Source organism: Terasakiella sediminum (assembly GCF_033100395.1).
Lineage (GTDB): Bacteria > Pseudomonadota > Alphaproteobacteria > Rhodospirillales > Terasakiellaceae > Terasakiella.
On sequence record NZ_JAWLVJ010000016.1, the window covers coordinates 47985 to 66801 of the forward strand.

Annotated in this window: 13 protein-coding genes; 6 read left to right on the forward strand and 7 right to left on the reverse strand. The window is 50.0% G+C overall.

Annotated elements, in window-relative coordinates:
* Positions 1–35 precede the first annotated feature (35 nt).
* From RYZ26_RS13265 to RYZ26_RS13285, 5 genes are all read left to right on the forward strand, one after another.
* Complete coding sequence (locus RYZ26_RS13265) at positions 36–5405, forward strand: cadherin-like domain-containing protein (RefSeq protein ID WP_465245936.1); 5370 nt, start codon at positions 36–38, stop codon at positions 5403–5405.
* A gap of 126 nt (positions 5406–5531) precedes the next feature.
* On the forward strand, positions 5532–6011 hold the full coding sequence (locus tag RYZ26_RS13270) for a YchJ family protein (RefSeq protein WP_317683707.1): 480 nt from the start codon (positions 5532–5534) through the stop codon (positions 6009–6011).
* A gap of 62 nt (positions 6012–6073) precedes the next feature.
* Positions 6074–8692, forward strand: coding sequence for a bacteriohemerythrin (locus RYZ26_RS13275; RefSeq protein ID WP_317683708.1), 2619 nt, complete (start codon positions 6074–6076; stop codon positions 8690–8692).
* A 60-nt stretch (positions 8693–8752) separates the two neighbouring features.
* A complete protein-coding gene (locus RYZ26_RS13280; protein WP_317683709.1) occupies positions 8753–9421 on the forward strand; it encodes a c-type cytochrome in 669 nt (222 codons plus the stop codon).
* Between the two features lie 110 nt (positions 9422–9531).
* Positions 9532–10446 carry a glutaminase gene (locus tag RYZ26_RS13285; RefSeq protein ID WP_317683710.1) on the forward strand — a complete coding sequence of 305 codons (915 nt, stop codon included), beginning with the start codon at positions 9532–9534 and terminating at the stop codon, positions 10444–10446.
* On the opposite strand, the gene gap is transcribed toward RYZ26_RS13285, so the two are convergent.
* From gap to RYZ26_RS13320, 7 genes are all read right to left on the reverse strand, one after another.
* Entirely contained in the window at positions 10443–11453 is a 1011-nt protein-coding gene (gap, locus tag RYZ26_RS13290) for a type I glyceraldehyde-3-phosphate dehydrogenase (protein WP_317683711.1), read from the reverse strand. The genes RYZ26_RS13285 and gap overlap by 4 nt on opposite strands.
* A 127-nt stretch (positions 11454–11580) precedes the next feature.
* Positions 11581–12279, reverse strand: a complete 699-nt coding sequence (locus RYZ26_RS13295) for a GntR family transcriptional regulator (protein ID WP_317683712.1) — start codon at positions 12277–12279, stop codon at positions 11581–11583.
* Positions 12280–12347: 68 nt separating this feature from the next.
* Entirely contained in the window at positions 12348–13376 is a 1029-nt protein-coding gene (locus tag RYZ26_RS13300) for a Gfo/Idh/MocA family protein (RefSeq protein ID WP_317683713.1), read from the reverse strand.
* Complete coding sequence (locus tag RYZ26_RS13305; RefSeq protein ID WP_317683714.1) at positions 13369–14343, reverse strand: SMP-30/gluconolactonase/LRE family protein; 975 nt, start codon at positions 14341–14343, stop codon at positions 13369–13371. Before RYZ26_RS13305 ends, RYZ26_RS13300 begins: the two co-directional genes overlap by 8 nt.
* Positions 14344–14355: 12 nt before the next feature.
* Complete coding sequence (locus tag RYZ26_RS13310) at positions 14356–15639, reverse strand: TRAP transporter large permease (protein WP_317683715.1); 1284 nt, start codon at positions 15637–15639, stop codon at positions 14356–14358.
* Positions 15636–16181, reverse strand: a complete 546-nt coding sequence (locus RYZ26_RS13315) for a TRAP transporter small permease (RefSeq protein WP_317683716.1) — start codon at positions 16179–16181, stop codon at positions 15636–15638. The genes RYZ26_RS13310 and RYZ26_RS13315 overlap by 4 nt, the downstream gene beginning before the upstream one ends.
* Before the next feature lie 73 nt (positions 16182–16254).
* Positions 16255–17274 carry a TRAP transporter substrate-binding protein gene (locus tag RYZ26_RS13320; RefSeq protein ID WP_317683717.1) on the reverse strand — a complete coding sequence of 340 codons (1020 nt, stop codon included), beginning with the start codon at positions 17272–17274 and terminating at the stop codon, positions 16255–16257.
* Between the two features lie 442 nt (positions 17275–17716).
* Here RYZ26_RS13320 and RYZ26_RS13325 point away from each other — a divergent pair, with 442 nt between their 5' ends.
* Entirely contained in the window at positions 17717–18817 is a 1101-nt protein-coding gene (locus RYZ26_RS13325) for an isocitrate/isopropylmalate dehydrogenase family protein (protein WP_317683718.1), read from the forward strand.

An 18817-nucleotide genomic window follows, 5' to 3' on the forward strand; every position in this document is an offset into this window, starting at 1 on the left:
CCAAAAGCAGTATTGAGATGTTCGATCTCGATAATATGGGCAACGAAGAAGGACTTTCCGATCAGATCTTTGTGATCAATGATTTTGACATTGAACAGGAAAGTGACCTCACGCTTCAGTCCACCCATATTGCCAGTGACAAGAACAAAGCCGCACAAGCTGAAGGTGCTGCACTTGGTCAAGGTGTTCAGTTCAATGATGAAACTGTTGAACTCAGCCGTCTGCAACTGACTGTATCCGACGAAGATTTACAAACAGCTGCGGACAACGGGCAGATCGCCCTTTTGCGTGTTAACCTTGCCGACTTTGTACAGGATGGCACAGAACCCACCATCCCTAACCTGCCAGAAGGATCGCGTTCTTTCCCAACTGAAAACCCGGAAGAAGTGATCATTGCCATTGATCCCACCGAAATCACGTCTTTCCAAATTCAAATCGATATTGTTCCTGTTATTGAGACACCGGAAACGATTGAAACCCAGTCAGACGAAACCACTCAAACCGCGACACTTGACGAAGAAGTAAGCGAAGATGATGGCGACACAGCTGCCAATGCCGCCCCCATCGTCAGTGAAGAAACCGACTTCAGCTTGAATGAAGATGGCACGATCACTATCACTGAAGAACAGCTGCTGGCCAATTCCTCTGATGCGGATGGTGATGAACTGTCGGTCAGCAACCTCACTGTCAACGGTGGTACCCTCACAGATAATAATGATGGAACATGGACGTTCGAACCGGATGAAAACTTCAACGGTGATATTGATCTGTCCTATGACGTATCTGACGGTACCGCAACGGTTTCAACAGGCGGCACCATCACAGTAGAAGCCGTAAATGATGCAGCTGAAGTATCCGGTCCAACTTCTTTTGACGGAACCGAAGACAATTCCATCGTCCTCACCCAAGAAGACCTTCTGGCCAATGCAAGCGATGTTGAAGGCGATGATCTGTCCGTTCAAAACCTTGCTGCAGATTCCGGTAGCCTCACGGACAATGGCGATGGCACCTGGACTTTCACACCGGATGAGAACTTCAACGGCGATGTCAATCTGACCTATGATGTCTCAGACGGCACAACGACAACCGCAGCCACAGGTACAATTGAAGTTGAAGAAGTCAACGATGCCGCTGTTGTTGACGGCGAAGTTGAATTTGACGTCAGCGAAGACGGCACCATTACGTTCTCCGAAGCAGACCTGCTGGCCAACGCCAGTGACGTCGATGGCGACAACCTGTCCATTGCCAATCTGTCCGTCGATGATGGCACCCTGACCGACAATGGCAACGGCACATGGACCTTCACCCCAGACGAAAACTTCAACGGTGAAGTCAACCTTTCTTACGATGTCTCTGATGGCACGGTGGAAACAGACGCCGCTGGCACCATTGATGTCGCCGCTGTGAACGATGCAGCCAACGTCTCCGGTGATACAAGCTTCTCCATGAACGAAGACGGCACCATCACAATCACAGAAGAGCAGCTCTTAGCCAACTCTTCTGACGTCGATGGTGATGACCTGTCCGTTCAGAACCTGTCGGCCGATGGCGGAACCCTCACTGATAACGGCAACGGCACTTGGACGTTCGAACCTGCCGATGACTTCAACGGTGACATTGATCTGTCCTATGATGTGTCTGATGGCACAACCACCACTGAAGCAGGCGGTACCGTTACTGTGAATGCAGTCAACGACGGTCCTGAAGTCTCCGGTGACACAAGCTTCTCCATGAACGAAGACGGCACCATCACCATTACAGAAGAACAGCTTCTGGCGAACGCATCTGATGTAGATGGCGACGATCTGTCCGTTCAGAACCTGTCTGCAGACGGTGGTACCCTCACTGACAATGGCAACGGCACCTGGACGTTCGAACCTGCTGATGACTTCAACGGTGACATTGATCTGTCCTATGACGTTTCTGATGGCACAACCACCACAGAGGCTGGCGGCACAGTTACTGTGAATGCAATCAATGATGGTCCTGAAGTCTCCGGTGACACAAGCTTCACCATGAATGAAGACGGCACCATCACCATTACAGAAGAGCAACTCTTAGCCAACTCTTCTGACGTCGATGGCGATGACCTGTCTGTGCAGAACCTGTCGGCCGATGGCGGCACCCTCACAGACAATGGCAACGGCACATGGACGTTTGAACCTGCGGATGATTTCAACGGTGACATTGATCTGTCNNNNCTCTTAGCCAACTCTTCTGACGTCGATGGCGATGACCTGTCTGTGCAGAACCTGTCGGCCGATGGCGGCACCCTCACAGACAATGGCAACGGCACATGGACGTTTGAACCTGCGGATGATTTCAACGGTGACATTGATCTGTCCTATGACGTGTCTGACGGCACAACCACCACGGAAGCTGGCGGCACGGTGACTGTTGCAGCCGTGAACGACGGTCCTGAAGTATCCGGTGACACAAGCTTCTCTATGAACGAAGACGGCACCATCACAATCACAGAAGAGCAGCTCTTAGCCAACTCTTCTGACGTCGATGGCGATGACCTGTCTGTGCAGATCCTGTCGGCCGATGGCGGCACCCTCACAGACAATGGCAACGGCACATGGACGTTTGAACCTGCGGATGATTTCAACGGTGACATTGATCTGTCCTATGATGTGTCTGATGGCACAACCACCACGGAAGCTGGCGGCACGGTGACTGTTGCAGCCGTGAACGACGGTCCTGAAGTATCCGGTGATACAAGCTTCTCCATGAACGAAGACGGCACCATCACAATCACAGAAGAACAGCTCTTAGCCAACTCTTCTGACGTCGATGGTGATGACCTGTCCGTTCAGAACCTGTCGGCCGATGGCGGCACTCTCACTGACAATGGCAACGGCACGTGGACGTTTGAACCGGCTGACGATTTTAGTGGCAGTATTGATCTGTCTTATGATGTCTCAGACGGCACAACCACCACAGAGGCTGGCGGTTCGGTCACCGTTGACGGCGTTGCGGATGAAGCGACATTGAGCCTGAGCGTTGGCACGCCAACCAGCTATACAGTTGCGGGTGATGATGGCGAGAGCGGCACCATTACGGTCAATAATTACGATAACACCGACGGCGTAACGATTACAGGTACAGACAATGGCTCTGAAAACGCCAACAATGTGACTGAAATTCGAGGCGGTCTGGGTGTTGAAGGCAGCCGAGGCAGCTATGGGATTGACAACAATGAACAGCTGACCATCACCTTTGATGATGACATGTCTTCCGGCAGCATCACATTCGGTAGCTTCCAGTCGGGTGATTCAGGGAATTACACCCTATACAAAGACGGTCAGGAAGTTGGTTCCGGCAGCCTGAGTGGCAGTGGCAGCAGTTCCAGTGCCCGTCAAACCGTTGAGATTGACGGCAATGGTCAGGGCTTTGACCAGATCGTCATAGATGGCGATAGCGGCACCTTTATGATTGAGGAAATTGAATATACACAGGCGGGTGAAGGCACCACCTATCAGGACTTCCCAATCAACCTGAGTGCTTCACAGGGTGACAGCGATAATTCTGAAACGCTTTCTGATGTCACGCTGTCGGAAATTCCAGACGGCGCAATTCTGCTGGTCGATGGCCAGGCAGTCACCGTTACTGATGGGTCTGCTGATATTTCCACAGGCGATTTGAGTGATGTTGTTCTGCGTGTACCAGAAGGCACAGCGGACTTTGACCTTGATGCGTCCATCACATCGACTGAAAATGGAACAAGTGAAACAACAAATGCTACCGTTTCAATTTCAATGCCTGAAGAAGAAAATGCAGCAGCGACAGTCAGCGAAGACACCAGCTTTGAGATGGATGAAGATACAACCATCACCATAACCGAAGCACAACTGCTTGAAAATGCCAGTGATGCAGATGGGGACAGCCTGTCTGTTGAAAATCTGGAAGCAGAAGGTGGAACACTGACGGATAATGGCGACGGCACCTGGTCCTTCACACCAGATGTGGATTTCTATGGTGACATTGATCTGTCCTATGATGTGTCTGACGGGACAACCACAACAGAAGCATCTGGCACAATTACCGTTGACAATGTCGTTGAAACTGCTGTTTCCGAAGGCTCTGGCGATAGCTCAGGTGGTAAGAGTGACAGCTCCGGTGGCAAGGGCAAAGGTGACAGCTCTGGTGGTAAAGGAAAAGGCGATAGCTCCGGTGGCAAGGGCAAAGGCGACAGCTCTGGCGGCAAAGGAAAAGGCGATAGCTCTGGCGGCAAAGGAAAAGGCGATAGCTCCGGTGGCAAAGGCAAAGGAGACGATAGTTCCGGTGGCAAGGTTGTCGAAATTGATGATGCCGAAAAAGAAGGTGTCAACAACGACGATTACCGGATTGCAGCCGATGCCGAAGACGATATGGGCGGCAGCAAGGCCTTCACCAAAGCATCCGGCAGCAGCAAAAATGATGACATCGACGGTGCCAGCAAAGCTTACAAAACTGGCGGCGATGAACTCTACAACGGTAAAGACGGCAACGATGTTCTAGGCGATAGCGGCAACAACTACGGTGATGACCTTATGTTGGGCGGCGAAGACGATGACATCGTCTATGGCGGGTCCGGCAATGACGTCATGTATGGTGACAGTGGAGACAATCTGGATGCCAGCACCGATGCAGCCACTGGTGATGGAAACGACACATTGGATGGCGGGTCCGGCAATGACGAGATTTACGGCGAAGGCGGTGATGACGTTATTGATGGCGGGTCCGGCAATGACTTCCTTGTTGGCGGGTCCGGCAATGACACCATGGATGGTGGCGTGAACAATGACGAACTGCATGGTGGTTCCGGTCACGATACCCTGACAGGTGACAGCGGCAATGACGAACTTTACGGCGGGTCTGGTAACGATACGCTGGATGGCGGTGTCAATAACGATACGCTGGACGGCGGAACAGGCAACGATAACCTGGATGGCGGCGGTAACAACGACGTGCTGATGGGTGGTGCCGGTGATGACACGCTTGATGGCGGCACAGGCAACGATACGCTTGAAGGCGGCGACGGCAACGATGTCCTTAGAGGCGGCGACGGTTGGGGCAATGACACCCTGACAGGCGGCGACGGCGATGACACCTTCTTCGGTGGCGAAGGCAACGACACCATGGACGGCGGGGCTGGTGATGACCTGTTCTACTTCGGTGAAGGGTCCGGTGATGACGTGGTCGACGGCGGCGATGGCGCAGGCTGGATGGATACGGTCTATCTGCAAAACGAAGACGGTTCTGCCGTCAACGAAGATGACTGGACCATCGAACTTGAAAGCGGCACCATCGAAGAACAGGCCGATGGATATATCGAACTGTCCGAAGATGCCGAAGGAACGATCACTTTCTCTGATGGCAGTGAGCTCGACTTCGACAGTATCGACAGATTTGAATGGTAACCCCTAAGCCTTGCGGGCGGATCACTGATTGATCCGCCCTCTTTTTTTGTCTGTTGACATAAAAGCGGACAAATGGGATCAACCCGTCAGAATTATTATAGATTTTAAGGAAGAAGACATGTCACTTTGCCCCTGTGGCTCCCGCCAGGAATATATACCGTTTGTTGTGAGCCGTTTCACCGTGGGGAAGCTGCCCCGACAGCCGAAAAACTGATGCGTTCCCGCTATAGCGCGTTTGAAAAAGGCGAGATGGCCTATCTGGAAGAAACACTGACACCAGAAAGCCGCCAGGGCTTTGATGCCGCAGAGACTGAAAAATGGGCCAAATCAGCCATCTGGAAAAAGCTGGAAATCGGCAAAACAGAAAAAGGCCAGGAAAATGACGACACAGGTGTTGTTGAATTTCGTGCCTATTTCAAAATGGATGGTCAGCACCAGATCCACCATGAGCTCAGTCGCTTTGTAAAGACAGATGGCCGCTGGTATTATGTGGATGGGGACATGAACCCGAAACAGGAACAGCGCGTCGTCACCCTCAAGGCGGGACGAAATGATCCCTGTCCTTGCGGATCAGGCAAAAAATTCAAAAAATGCTGTGGCGCATAGCCTAAGTCACTATATACTTATGTAGCAACTACAAAGATATAAGAGCAAAGGGGATACGAACCATGAGCCGGATTAAAAAGTCAAAATTGGCTAACGGCGTCTTTTGGCTTGAATTCCCCGATGCTGATTTACGTATCCTTTGTGGCTGTCCGGCCGATGCGGTCAAACATATGATGAAACGGGGGGTCATTATTGCCAATGAAGCAAGCCCCGTTTTTCATGAATCAGGCCCCAACGCAATTCTTCTGTCCGATCTGACGGTTCAAAAAGGAAGCTTCGCCAATCTGGGTGAATTCCCGGTCCTGCAGATGCTCTATCGTCAGGGCATGATCCTGCCGGAACATCCGGGCAATACAGGCGTAAAACCCCTGCTGATGGGGCATCCGGACCAACTGGCTGCCCAAATACAGTATATCCATCGTGGTAATTATGGTCTTTTAAATGAAGAAGAGATCATAGAAGCCGGTGCAAGTCCCGAACAGGCCAAAGAACTGATGCGCCTGAAGCTGAAATTTGCTTTCGGGAAAATCGCAAATTCAGAAGAGTTGCTGGACAGTCTGGTGATTGACAGCGATGCCACCCCGATCCGCAACGGGGTCAGTGTCAAACGTATCGCCACCAATATCTTCGAATTCGACTATATGGGGGAACAGGTCACGGTTGATCTGAACCTGGGTCTGAACGAACAATATACGCCGTCTTATCACCTGGGACGTTATCAAGTGGGACGGGAATATTTCTCCATCGTTCATAGCGGTGAAGGCGATGGATGGGATATTGAACGACCCAGCATGGCCAGTATCATTACCTTTCAGGGAAATATCTATCTGATTGATGTAGGTCCCAATATTGAAACCACACTTCATGCCCTGGGGATTGATATCAGCGAGATCGACGGCATCTTCATGACCCATTGTCATGATGACCATTTTGCCGGGCTTCCCTCCCTCATCCGATCTGATCATCGCATTAAATTTTACGCCACCCCGCTGGTGCGTCAGGCGACGGTTAAAAAGCTGTGTGCCCTGATGGCACTGGATGAAAGCCGTTTCAACCATTTCTTCGACGTCCATAACCTTGATGACAATGTCTGGAACAATGTGGAAGGCCTGGAAGTCAAACCGGTGATTTCCCCCCACCCCATGGAAACCACCATCCTGTTTTTCCGCACACAATGGGGCGGTGGATATAAGACCTATGCCCATCTGGCCGATATTGCAGCTTTTGATGTGATGGAAGGAATGGTCACCGATGATGACCAGTCCCCTGGCATCAGCCGCGAATATTGTAACGCGGTCAAAGAAGCCTATCTGGAAGAAGTCGATATCAAGAAAGTCGATAACGGCGGCGGGTTGATCCACGGCATGGCCAAAGATTTCTTTGAGGATAAATCCAGGAAAATCATCTTTGCACACACATCACGCCAATTAAATGAACAGGAACGACAGATCGGCAGCGGCGCCCCCTTTGGGACCGAAGATGTACTGATCCCCAGTAATCATGATTATCTGTTTGCCCGCGCCTTCAGCTTTATGCGCTCTTTCTTCCCGGACTTACCACAGGATCAGTTCCGCCTGTTGCTGAACCATGAGGTGGTAAAATTTAATCCGGAAGAAATCATCTTAAAAGATGGCGATCCGATTGATTATACCTACTTCCTGCTGACCGGGTCGGCAGAAATGCTGGATACCAAGACAAGCACACTGCACCGCATGTCAGCAGGCTGTTTTGTTGGCGATATGCAGGGGCTGTGCGATATGGCGTCAACAGAAACCTATCGCGCCGTCAGCTTTGTCAAAGCCCTAAAACTGCCCATGGCGATGTATAAAGAATTCGTCAAACGCAATGACAGTTTCCAGGCCATTTCCATGTTGGCGGAAAAACGCGAATTGCTGCAGAAATCCTGGCTTTTTGGCGGATCAATTTCTGATGGGCGCAAAAATGCCATTGCCGCCAGTATGCATGTCACCACTAAGACAGAACTTCTGCACGACTATGAAACCACGCGCGACTATGTCGGCCTGATCAAACAGGGGACTGTCACCTTAAAGCTGGGCGATGAAGTTTTTCAGGTGCTGGAAGCGGGTGATAGCCTGTTTGAAGATCATGCGGTCTATGGTATGGAAAGTATCTTTAATCTGGCATTCAGCGAACATTGCGCCATCGCGTTAATTCCCATTGCCACGATCAAGGAAGTCCCGGTTGTGCAGTGGAAATTGCTGGAAAATGTTGCACGCCAAATGCGCGCCCTTGCCAATTCAGATGACTGGGATCATTCATTACTTACCTGGCGCAGAGAATATAGCGTTGGGTTAAACACCATTGATGAAGATCATAAAAAACTGTTGGTTCAGACGGCAGATCTGATCAATGCTCTCGATCAGCAAAAATCAGCAGAAGAAATGGTCCCGCTGGCACAGTCCCTGTCGGATTACACCCATTTTCACTTCAAGAAAGAAGAAAAAATCTTCACTAATGCTAATTATTCTGAATCAGATACTCATAAGCAAAAACATGCTCAGCTTGTGGCACAGGTAGAAAAACTGCAGGAAAAGTGCGCCAAACCGCTTTCCAAGGCAGAAGCCAATGAAATCATCCGTTTCCTGAAACGATGGATTTTGCTGCATATCCTGCTGGAAGATCGCAAATATGCATCCTACATTACCCAATCTGATAAATAATCCCCCCTACATGGTTGTTAATCAACCATATCAAACCATTAAAATGGAAATTCTATCGACATGAAAAAAATCCTGACGATTTGTGTTGCAAGTGCTGCTTTGATCGGACTTGCAGCCTGTGGTGAAGAAGAAAAGAAAGCAGAAGCCCCGGCCCCTAAAGCCGTTGAAAAAACGGAACCTGCCGCCACATCGCTGACTGATAAAGCCAAGGACATGGCCAAAGCGGTAAAATCACAAGCCGCCCCGATTGTTGAGGAAGTAGCAAAAGCTTCTGAGCCTGTTGTAGAAGAAGCCCAAAAGGCAACAGAAACAGCTGTTGAAGACGTCAAAAAAGCAGCAGAACCAGCCATGGCGGAAATGACAAAAGCTGTCGATATGGTCAAGACAGCAATGGCTGGCGGCGATGTGGTTAAAGGCGAAAAAGTCTTTAAGAAATGCCGCACCTGCCACAGTGTCAAAGCAGGCACCAAACATAAAGTTGGCCCCAACCTGTTTGGTGTGATTGGCCGCACAGCAGGTCAGACAGAGGGCTTTAACAAATATTCCAAATCCATGCAGGCCTACGCCACCGTCTGGACTGAAGACTTGATTGCTGAATATATCGCAAATCCATCTGCATTTTTGAAAGAGAAAACAGGTGATCCAAGTGCCAAAAGCAAGATGACCTACAAATTAAAAGATGAACAATCACGAAAAGATGTTGCCGCCTACCTCGCAACACTGAAATAGAAACATCGGCCCTGATTTAAAAGAAAATCGGGGCCTTTTCTTTTGACATTGCAAATAGAACAGTCTCTTGTTAAAGAGGTCATACCAATTATAAAAAGACCTGAGAGACCATGAATTTTCAAGAAATCCTCGAACAGATTGAACAGGACGTGCGCCCTCTTTTTGGACAGGGCAAAGTTGCTGACTACATCCCTGCCCTGGCCAAGGTGCCGGGCGACAGCTTTGCCATGGTCGTGCGCACCGCAGAGGGCGAAGAATTTCAGGTCGGTCAGGCCACCCAGCAGTTTTCCATCCAGAGCATTTCCAAACTCTTCACCCTGATGCAGGCGGTGGAATTGTCAGGCGATGAAATCTGGGACCGTGTAGGGCGTGAACCATCGGGCAATGCCTTTAATTCCCTGATCCAGCTGGAACATGAAAAAGGCATTCCGCGTAATCCCTTTATCAATGCAGGCGCCATCGTCATCACCGATATCATTGCCAGCCGCAGTGCGGACGCATCGCGCCGGATCAGTGATTTTTATCGCAAACTCAGTGGCAATAAAACCAACCGGATTGATGAAGTTGTGGCCTTGTCAGAAAAGGCGCATGGGCATCGAAACGCAGCGCTTGCCCATTTTATGAAAAGCTTTGGCAATATCGACAGTCCGGTGGATGACCTGCTGGATATTTATTTTCGCCAATGTTCCCTGACCACAAGCTGTCTTGATCTGGCGCGTGCTGGCACCCCTTTGATGCTGGAAGGATATTCAGATATCGCGGGCAAACAAATATTGGGTCCGCGCAACACCAAACGGATCAATTCCCTGATGATGACCTGTGGGCTTTATGATGCGGTGGGGAACTTTGCCTTCCGCGTTGGCCTGCCTGCAAAAAGTGGCGTCGGCGGGGGCATATTGGCAGTCTACCCCCGCAAGTTCACCGTAGCTGTCTGGTCCCCGGAACTGGATACATATGGCAATTCCTGTGTGGGGACCAAGGCGTTAGAATGGTTCACCGACCATTCAGGCATTTCCGTCTTTTAAAGCCCAACCTCAGCCATCACAGCGGCCGTGTCGGACATACGGTTGGAAAAGCCCCATTCATTATCATACCAGGACAGAATACGTACAAAGCTGCCTTCCATCACCGTCGTCTGAGTCAGATCAAAGGCCGATGAATTTGAATTGTGATTAAAGTCAATGGACACAAGGGGCGCATCATAAGCCCCCAAAACGCCTTTCAAGGGCCCATTGGCCGCTGCCACAATCGCCTGATTTATCTCGTCCACCGTTGTCTCACGCGCGGCTTCAAAGGTTAAATCAACCATCGATACATTGGGTGTGGGCACACGAATGGCCGAACCATCCAGCTTGCCCGCCAGTTCCGGCAGAACAAGCCCGACAGCTTTAGCCGCCCCCGTCGATGTCGGAATCAAAGACATAGCACCAGCGCGTGCACGGCGCAGATCACCATGCAGCGTATCCACCATGCGTTGATCCCCTGTGTAGGAATGCACCGTGGTCATATATCCCTTATTGATCCCCACGGCCTTGTGCAGCACATCTGCGACCGGGGCCAGGCAGTTTGTTGTGCAGGATGCGTTGGAAACCACCTTGTGCTCTGCCGTCAGCTTGTCGTGGTTCACCCCGTAAACAACCGTCATATCGACTTCTTTGCCCGGTGCAGAGATCAGAACCTTCTTCGCCCCTGCTTGAATGTGTGCTTCGGCTTGCGTTTTGGATACGAAGATACCCGTGCATTCATAAACGATATCCACACCCAAAGCATCCCACGGGAGGTTTGCCGGATCACGTTCCGCAAGACAGGTGATGGGTTTACCATTTACCACAATGGCTTCGGGTGTGGAACTGACGTCCGCTGGCAAGACGCCATGGACAGAGTCATATTTCAATAAATGGGCATTGGTATCGACGGGGCCGAGATCATTGATGGCCACCACCTCGATATCCTCACGCCCGCTTTCGATCAGGGCACGTAAACACAAGCGGCCAATGCGGCCAAAGCCATTGATGGCAATACGAAAAGACATGGAAGTCTCCTTAAAAATAGAACATCGCGTTCGTTAAGTTCAGACAATAAAAGGCTCACGCTGAAACACTGATAATCAGCAGATCAGGTAAAATTCTTAAATTCGGTTTATTAAGGTGCGCGCAGCCTTAAAGCTGCGTCAGACCATGACTTTCCAGAAGCTCCACCAGCAGGAAACCTGCCTTTTCCCGGTGAATTCGGTGAATACGCCGGGCTTCTTCAGCATTTTTGGCAACAATCGCGTCCACCACATTGGAATGATCTTCATTCGATTGCGCAGGCATGGGGCGCAGACGTAACGTCAATTTACGCACCCGGTGGGACTGGTCGATAAAACGGCTGACCAGTTCGATCAGGCGCTGATTACCGCTCATTTCCACCAACAACCTGTGGAAGGTGGCGTCCGCATTGGCCCAGGCATCCAGGTCCTGTGCTTTCAAGGCTTCATCCATCTGATCCACACTGTCACGCAAGGCCTGAATTTCTTCATCCGTGTGATCACGCATCGCGGCCTGCCAGGCAGCTGTCGATTCCAGCCCCGTCAACAGGGCATAAATCTCTTTCATATCTGAAACAGAAACAGGTTTCACCTTCATCCCGTGACGCGGACGGACCTCGACCAACCCTTCGGTTTCAAGGCGCATCATGGCTTCACGGGCCGGTGTGCGGCTAATTTCAAGCAAGTCGGCAACTTCACCTTCCATCAGCTGGTGACCTGTTGGCAGTTCATTTTCAAGGATGCGGCGTTTAAGCTCAGCATAAGCCTGTTCAGCAATTGGCACCTTGGGTGTCTTGCTTTTTAGTTTTTTTACTGCTGCTGTAGCCATTGTCGAATTCCTCCTTGATAATATGATTTTCTAGCAACTGGCGTGTCTAAATCAAGTCATGATTTCTTTTATTCAAAGTTGATCCTCATCCCTTTGTCGTTGGAGATATAGCTCGCTTCTGCAATTTCAATATTGACCAGATAGTCCTTGGCCAAATTCATAAGTTCTGTGCCACGGACAAAATGGTCCACGACATGACGTTGAAGGTTATAAACACAGTCACCACCGAAATCACGATCGATCCAGTTATAATCCAAAGCAACGTCTTGATTTTCACCGTGTTTTCGATAGTACAACTCCCCATCACCATTTAATGAGACAGTGCCGTTTTCCCCTTCAATCCGCATTTCACCCATGGTCAGGCGGCGGTTCTTGGCCTTGTGATCACTTAAACGATTGCCATCAAACAGACCGCAGGCCCCGTTTTCAAAATCAAACAGGATAACCCCTGCATCTTCGCCTTTTATCACCGGATTAACCCGGCGCAGATCGGCATAAATGGATTTCACATCACCAAAAAGGTATCTGAATACATCGATTAAATGCACCGCTGTTTCATGAACCAGCAAACGTTCCATTTGTTGAAAATAAGGCTGACGGTCCATATAGGCTTCTGGCCCCTGCCCGTCACCGGGTCGAAGCGCGAATGAAATCTCATAAAGCTTACCCAACAACCCTTCATCCAGCACAGCCTTGATCTTCTGATACCAGGGCTGAAAGCGGAAGTTTTCGTGAATGATCACTTTGGCCTGCTTTTCTTCAATCAGACGGACCAGGTCTTTGGCTTCTTCATAGGACGGCGTAAAAGGTTTCTGACAAATGACCGGAATGTCGCGTGCAATCGCTGCTTTCACATATTCCACATGGGTTGCTGGCGGTGTGATGATGTCCACAAGGTCGGGCTTGACCTCATCCAGCATTTGTTCGAAATCCTGATAGACACCTTCGATATTATATTGTTCGGCCAGCTCTTTAGCCGGGCCAGCGGTGCGGTTACAGACACCGACCAGCTTGACCTCTTCCAATCTCGCCCAGGCGGCATATTGAAAACGGCTAAAATAGCCCGTTCCCACCGTTGCAATACGTAACTTATCCATGGCGTTTTGGTCCTTCAAAATTCCAATGTGTCGGGGCAAAGCCTGTGTGGGTGGCCTTGAATGTATAGACACAATCATCCAGCAGACAACCGAGGTAACCTGTTTTCAGGTCAGATCCACCAAAGGCAAGGCTGGAAACATTCTTCAGCTTTTTACTTTGCGCATTGTCCAGATGAGGACGCCCCATTTCACCAGCAAGGAAGGCTTCTTCCACCCATTCAAGATGGTCCATGGAACAATCTTCAATCATGATTTCCTGTGACCCGTCCGGATCAATGCGGATAACGCGATTTGACACAATCGATGTGATCCAGATGCCACCGTCGGTGTCAAAGGTCATGCCGTCTGGGTACGTGCCCAAACCAAATTCACAGATGGTGGTTTTGTTGGATAAATCACCATTTTCCGCAATATCAAAGCTGACCAGCTTGCGCCCGAAGGTTTCATTTACAAACAGGCGTTTGCCATCGGGATGAACCAGACATTCATTGGTATAACCCAGATCATCTGCCACAATGCGGGCCTTGCCCTGATCGACCAGAACGACGAAGCCATCCTTCACAGTCTGGTTATAGCCTAACGCGCGGGGGACTTGACGGGTGCTAACTGTAATCCACACCCGCCCTTTTGCATCCAGATGGGGGTAGTTGGTGGGCGGCAGGGCCATCCCATCAACTTCCACACAAAATGGCGTCGTTGTGCCATCTTCCGCAATCCGGTAGACCCCGCCGTCTTCATCACCCAGATGAGCAACTAGGACGGAGCCGTCTTCCATCAGGCAGATACCGTTGGGGCGAAGGCCCAGGTCTTCATTGGGCAAAAGATACCATTGTGACCCATCGGCTTCGGTAATCCCGACCCCGCCGCGCCAGTCAGCCGTATAAAGACGGCCGTTGGACGTGGCAAGGACACATTCCGGACGATTGAGTTCTGCACTTACGCGTTCAATTGTATTTAAGTCAATCATTCTTCAATCATCCTATCTGAACATATGAACCATTGTCATGGACAGCGCCGGGAAGTAGGTCACAGCCAACAGTGCAGAGATTGCAACCATATAAAGCGGGGCCATGGCACGCGCGATGGACAAAACACCCACACCGGATATTCTGGAGGCCACATATAATGTTGCCCCAACCGGCGGTGTGAACAGGCCAACAGCCACGTTACAGGTCATGATAACACCAAGGTGCACCGGATCAACGCCGAAGCTTGCAGCTGTCGGGATAAACAGCGGTGCCGTCAGCAGGATGGCAGGCACAGGGTCCAGAACCAGACCAAGGATCAACATCACAACATTTACCAGCAACAGGAACATCAATTGGTTAGATGATACGCTTTGTACGAACTCAGCCAGAATTTGTGGCAATTGTTCCAGCGTGATCAGCCAGCCCAGAACGCTTGTTGCACCAATCACGACCATAACAATCGCACTAGTGACAAACGAGTCAATAACCAGTTTCGGCAAATCCTTGATCGCAAAGTCACGATAGAAACCAACAGTCACTACCAGACCATAAACCACTGCAACGGCTGCTGCTTCTGTCGGCGTTACAATCCCGCCAAAGATACCACCAAGGATCAGGATCGGCATAAACAGGGCTGGTGCAGAACGGTAGAACGCAATCCACAACTCGCGCGGTGTGGTGCGATGACCACCTGGGTCACACTGTGTTTTCTTACCGATATAATAACAGACACCCATAAAGAACAGACCGAAGATCAGCCCCGGGATCATGCCTGCAAGGAACAGGTCAGCCACAGAAACATTGCCCACAAAGCCATAGATCAGCATCGGGATGGAAGGCGGAATAATGATACCGATGGTGCCTGCTGCAGCCACAAGGCCACCAGCAAAGGCTTTCTTATAGCCCTGCTTGGCCATATTCGGGATCATGACCGATCCGATGGCTGCTGAATCTGCAATAGCGGAACCAGAAATACCGCCAAACAACATGGATGCCCCCACAACGACACAACCCAGACCACCGGGGAGGAAGCCCAGCGCAGCTTTGGCAAAGTCAATAATACGCTGGCCAACACCGCCCCGGCCCATCAGTTCACCAGCAACGATGAACAATGGAATGGCAATAAAGTGGTTGGGTTCAACACCACCAATGAAGTTCAGAAACACAGCTTGCAGCGGATAGCCCAGATCAAAGACGAAGATCGGCGTAATTGCGGTGATAAGAATGGCCCATACCAACGGTACACCGAGGAAAATTGTGGCGAGGAAAACCGCGCAGATAAACAGCAAAATCATTCGAAATCCTCCCAGCTAGGGTCATCGGATTTTTTGATTTTACCGCCCACGACCAAGAAGCTTTTTTTGATATCAAGCATGACGTTATAGAGATGGAAAATTAGGGTAAGCAACATACCGACAGGCAGGGACGCATAAAGCAATCCAACGGGCCAATAAAGCACGGTTGTCTTTTGTGCCCAGGTATGTGCAGAGATGTTATAGCCTTGGTAAATCAGTGAGCAGAGCAACACCGCGATCACAACGCTGATCATCAATTCAAGGACAGGCTGCAGCTTTTCTGGCACCAGATTGGCCACAATTTCGGTGACCCGCATATGTGCGCCTCTTGCTGTTGCTGCCGCACATCCAAGGAAAGTCAGCCACAATAAAAGAAAGGCTGTTACTTCCAGTGACCAGGCCAGATCAAATCCAGCTGCGCCACGTAAAACGGCATTGATGAAAATAAGGAAAAGTACGATCGTTCCACCGCTTACAAGACATGCATCTATCAGCTTGCTTACGAGTCCGAGTACGGTGGGATATCTATCTCGGTAGTCCACAATGGTGCTCCCAATTATCTAGATGGAAAAAGTGCCTGCACCGGGGAAAGTGCAGACACTTTTCAAAGAGGGCTTATTTTGCTGGGAGTTTTTCACGAATGACTTTTGCAGAAGCCAGTACCTTTGCAACTTCATCGCCGTAGATGCCTTCTGCTTTTTTATAAACAGACGCGACAGCATCACGGAATGGACCGATTTCAGGTGAAATGATCGTCGCACCCGCACCCTTCATTTCTTCCAGCTGACTGTTGACGGAATCTTTCACCAGCTTGCGGCTGAAAGCAGAAGATTCTTTGGCAGCTTTCATGATCGCTTCTTTATCTTCAGCTGAGAAAGCCTGCCAGGTCGCTTCAGATACTGTCAGTGGCAGTGGGCTGTAGACGTGACGTGTCAGTGTAATGTTTTTCGCAACTTCGTTGAAACGCAGGGACTTGATGGTATCAACCGGGTTTTCCTGACCGTTCACAACACCTTGCTGGATGGACAGATACACATCAGTGATTGGCATAACCACGGTTTGGAAACCGATGGCTTCCATGGTCCAGCGGATCATATCGTTTGGATAAACACGCATTTTTTTGCCTTTTGCATCAGCTGGTGAATTCAAAGGCATGGTTGTTGTGAAGGAACGGAAACCTGCTTCCCATGTGGAAAGAACGCGGAAACCTTTTTCTGGGAGTTTGGCAAATTCAGCCTTCAGCCAATCTGAATTGTCATAAAATTCCCAGCCCTGTTCATACGTATCCACCAGGAAAGGCATAGCTGTCAGGTTCAGGCTTGGCAAATGTGTCGCATAAGACCCAGTGGCCGAAACGGTGAAATCAACACCACCCAGTTGCAGCTGTTCAATCGCTTTTGGATCGTTTGCCAGCTGACCAGCCGGGTAGATGCGAACCGTGTGGCGACCATTGGTATATTCTTTAACTTTTTCGGCAAAAACTTCTGCTGCTGCCTGACGTGAACCACCAGGGTTGTCTGTGTGGCTAAAGCGAAGCGTCTTTGCGCTTGCATCTGTTGACATGACAAAAGCCGAAGCCAGCAATGCAGCGCCTGTAACAGTCCCAGTCGTCAGCGTGAATAAACTTTTTAACATCTTTTACCTCCCGAGGTGCGGCGAGTTAACCGTCAAATTTTGAAAAATAAATGCCGTCTTAAGCAACAGCAACAAGTCCACCTTAAGATAGATGCGTTAAAATATTTGTCAATTAATTTTTTAATGTATACATTGACAAATGCAAAACAAACATATTAAATAAGTTTCAAGACGGGCAGGAAACGGACCGCATAAACCAGCCTAACTTACTGTTTATTTTAACTTTTTGGAAAAACATCCATGTTCACGGATTTTCAGAAGAATTCGCAAAAAAATTTAAAAAGAAATTTTTCGCACCTCTTTTCATCTGAATATGGGAACAAAATTTCTGGGATTTTTGACCAGATTTAGAGTCGTCTCCCCTTGGTGGGTGGCTTCCCCCTCCAGGTTGCCACCCATCCTTTTTGACCTAACAAAACAAGAATAGAATTAGGAACGTATTATGAGCTCTTCGACTTATCAAATTGCCGCCATCAAAGGTGATGGAATCGGCATTGACGTCACAGAAGCCACCCTTGCTGTCATCGATGCCGCGCAAAATCGCATCGGTGGTTTTTCGCTGGCCTATAATTATATTGATGCAGGTGCCGGTTATTATAAAGAGACCGGAAAAGACATCGAAGATGGCGGTGAAGAAGCCGCAGGTGAAGCTGATGCCATTTTCTTGGGCGCAATTGGTCTGCCCTCCATCCGCTATGAAAACGGCACAGAGATTTCCCCACACCTGCGTCTGCGTGACCGCTTCCAGCTTTATGGCGGTGTGCGCCCGGTCCGTGCTTATCCAAACGCCCCGCAACGACTGGCCGATCCACGCGCACAATCCATTGATATGGTAATTTTGCGCGAATCAACCGAAGGGCTGTTTTATTCAGCCGCCGTCCATAATCGCTGCCCGGTGGAAAATAACGATGAAGTGCAAGACGTAATGCGTATTACCCGTTCCACCACTGAAAAACTGCATGATTTCGCCTTCAAACTGGCACGCAAACGTAAAGAGCGTGGCAAGACAGGCAAGGTCACCTGCGTGGATAAAGCCAATGTATTTAAATCCATGGCGTTTTTTCGCAAAATCTTTGATGAACAAAGCGTTCACTATAGCGATATCGAAAAATCCTATAACTATGTGGACGCGCAGGCCCTGGATTTCATCCGCCGCCCCTGGGATTTCGATGTCGTCGTCACGGAAAATATGTTCGGCGACATTCTATCTGATCAAGCCGGTGGTCTTGTTGGCGGCATGGGTATGGCGGCCTGCGGAGAAATTGGTGATCATCACGGTCTCTTTCAACCCGCCCATGGCAGTGCCCCGGACATTATGGGTCAGGATAAAGCCAATCCGCTTGCTGCCATCCTAAGCGGTGCCCTGATGCTGGATTATCTGGCGGACAAATCCGGCAACGATGCGCTGTCCCACGCGGCACAACTGATTGAAAGTGCAGTTTATCAGGGCTTTGAAGCCAACGCCATTCGCCCCATGGAATTTGGCGGCGACATGGGCACCAAAGCAGTGACCAGCGAAGTCATTGCACGCGTAAAATCTTAA

Coding starts and splice junctions, on each gene's coding strand:
- RYZ26_RS13280 (WP_317683709.1), top strand. CDS start 8,753: ATGAAAAAAATCCTGACGATTTGTGTTGCAAGTGCTGCTTTGATCGGA.
- RYZ26_RS13295 (WP_317683712.1), bottom strand. CDS start 12,279: ATGGCTACAGCAGCAGTAAAAAAACTAAAAAGCAAGACACCCAAGGTG.
- RYZ26_RS13320 (WP_317683717.1), bottom strand. CDS start 17,274: ATGTTAAAAAGTTTATTCACGCTGACGACTGGGACTGTTACAGGCGCT.
- RYZ26_RS13285 (WP_317683710.1), top strand. CDS start 9,532: ATGAATTTTCAAGAAATCCTCGAACAGATTGAACAGGACGTGCGCCCT.
- RYZ26_RS13310 (WP_317683715.1), bottom strand. CDS start 15,639: ATGATTTTGCTGTTTATCTGCGCGGTTTTCCTCGCCACAATTTTCCTC.
- gap (WP_317683711.1), bottom strand. CDS start 11,453: ATGTCTTTTCGTATTGCCATCAATGGCTTTGGCCGCATTGGCCGCTTG.
- RYZ26_RS13300 (WP_317683713.1), bottom strand. CDS start 13,376: ATGGATAAGTTACGTATTGCAACGGTGGGAACGGGCTATTTTAGCCGT.
- RYZ26_RS13275 (WP_317683708.1), top strand. CDS start 6,074: ATGAGCCGGATTAAAAAGTCAAAATTGGCTAACGGCGTCTTTTGGCTT.
- RYZ26_RS13305 (WP_317683714.1), bottom strand. CDS start 14,343: ATGATTGACTTAAATACAATTGAACGCGTAAGTGCAGAACTCAATCGT.
- RYZ26_RS13325 (WP_317683718.1), top strand. CDS start 17,717: ATGAGCTCTTCGACTTATCAAATTGCCGCCATCAAAGGTGATGGAATC.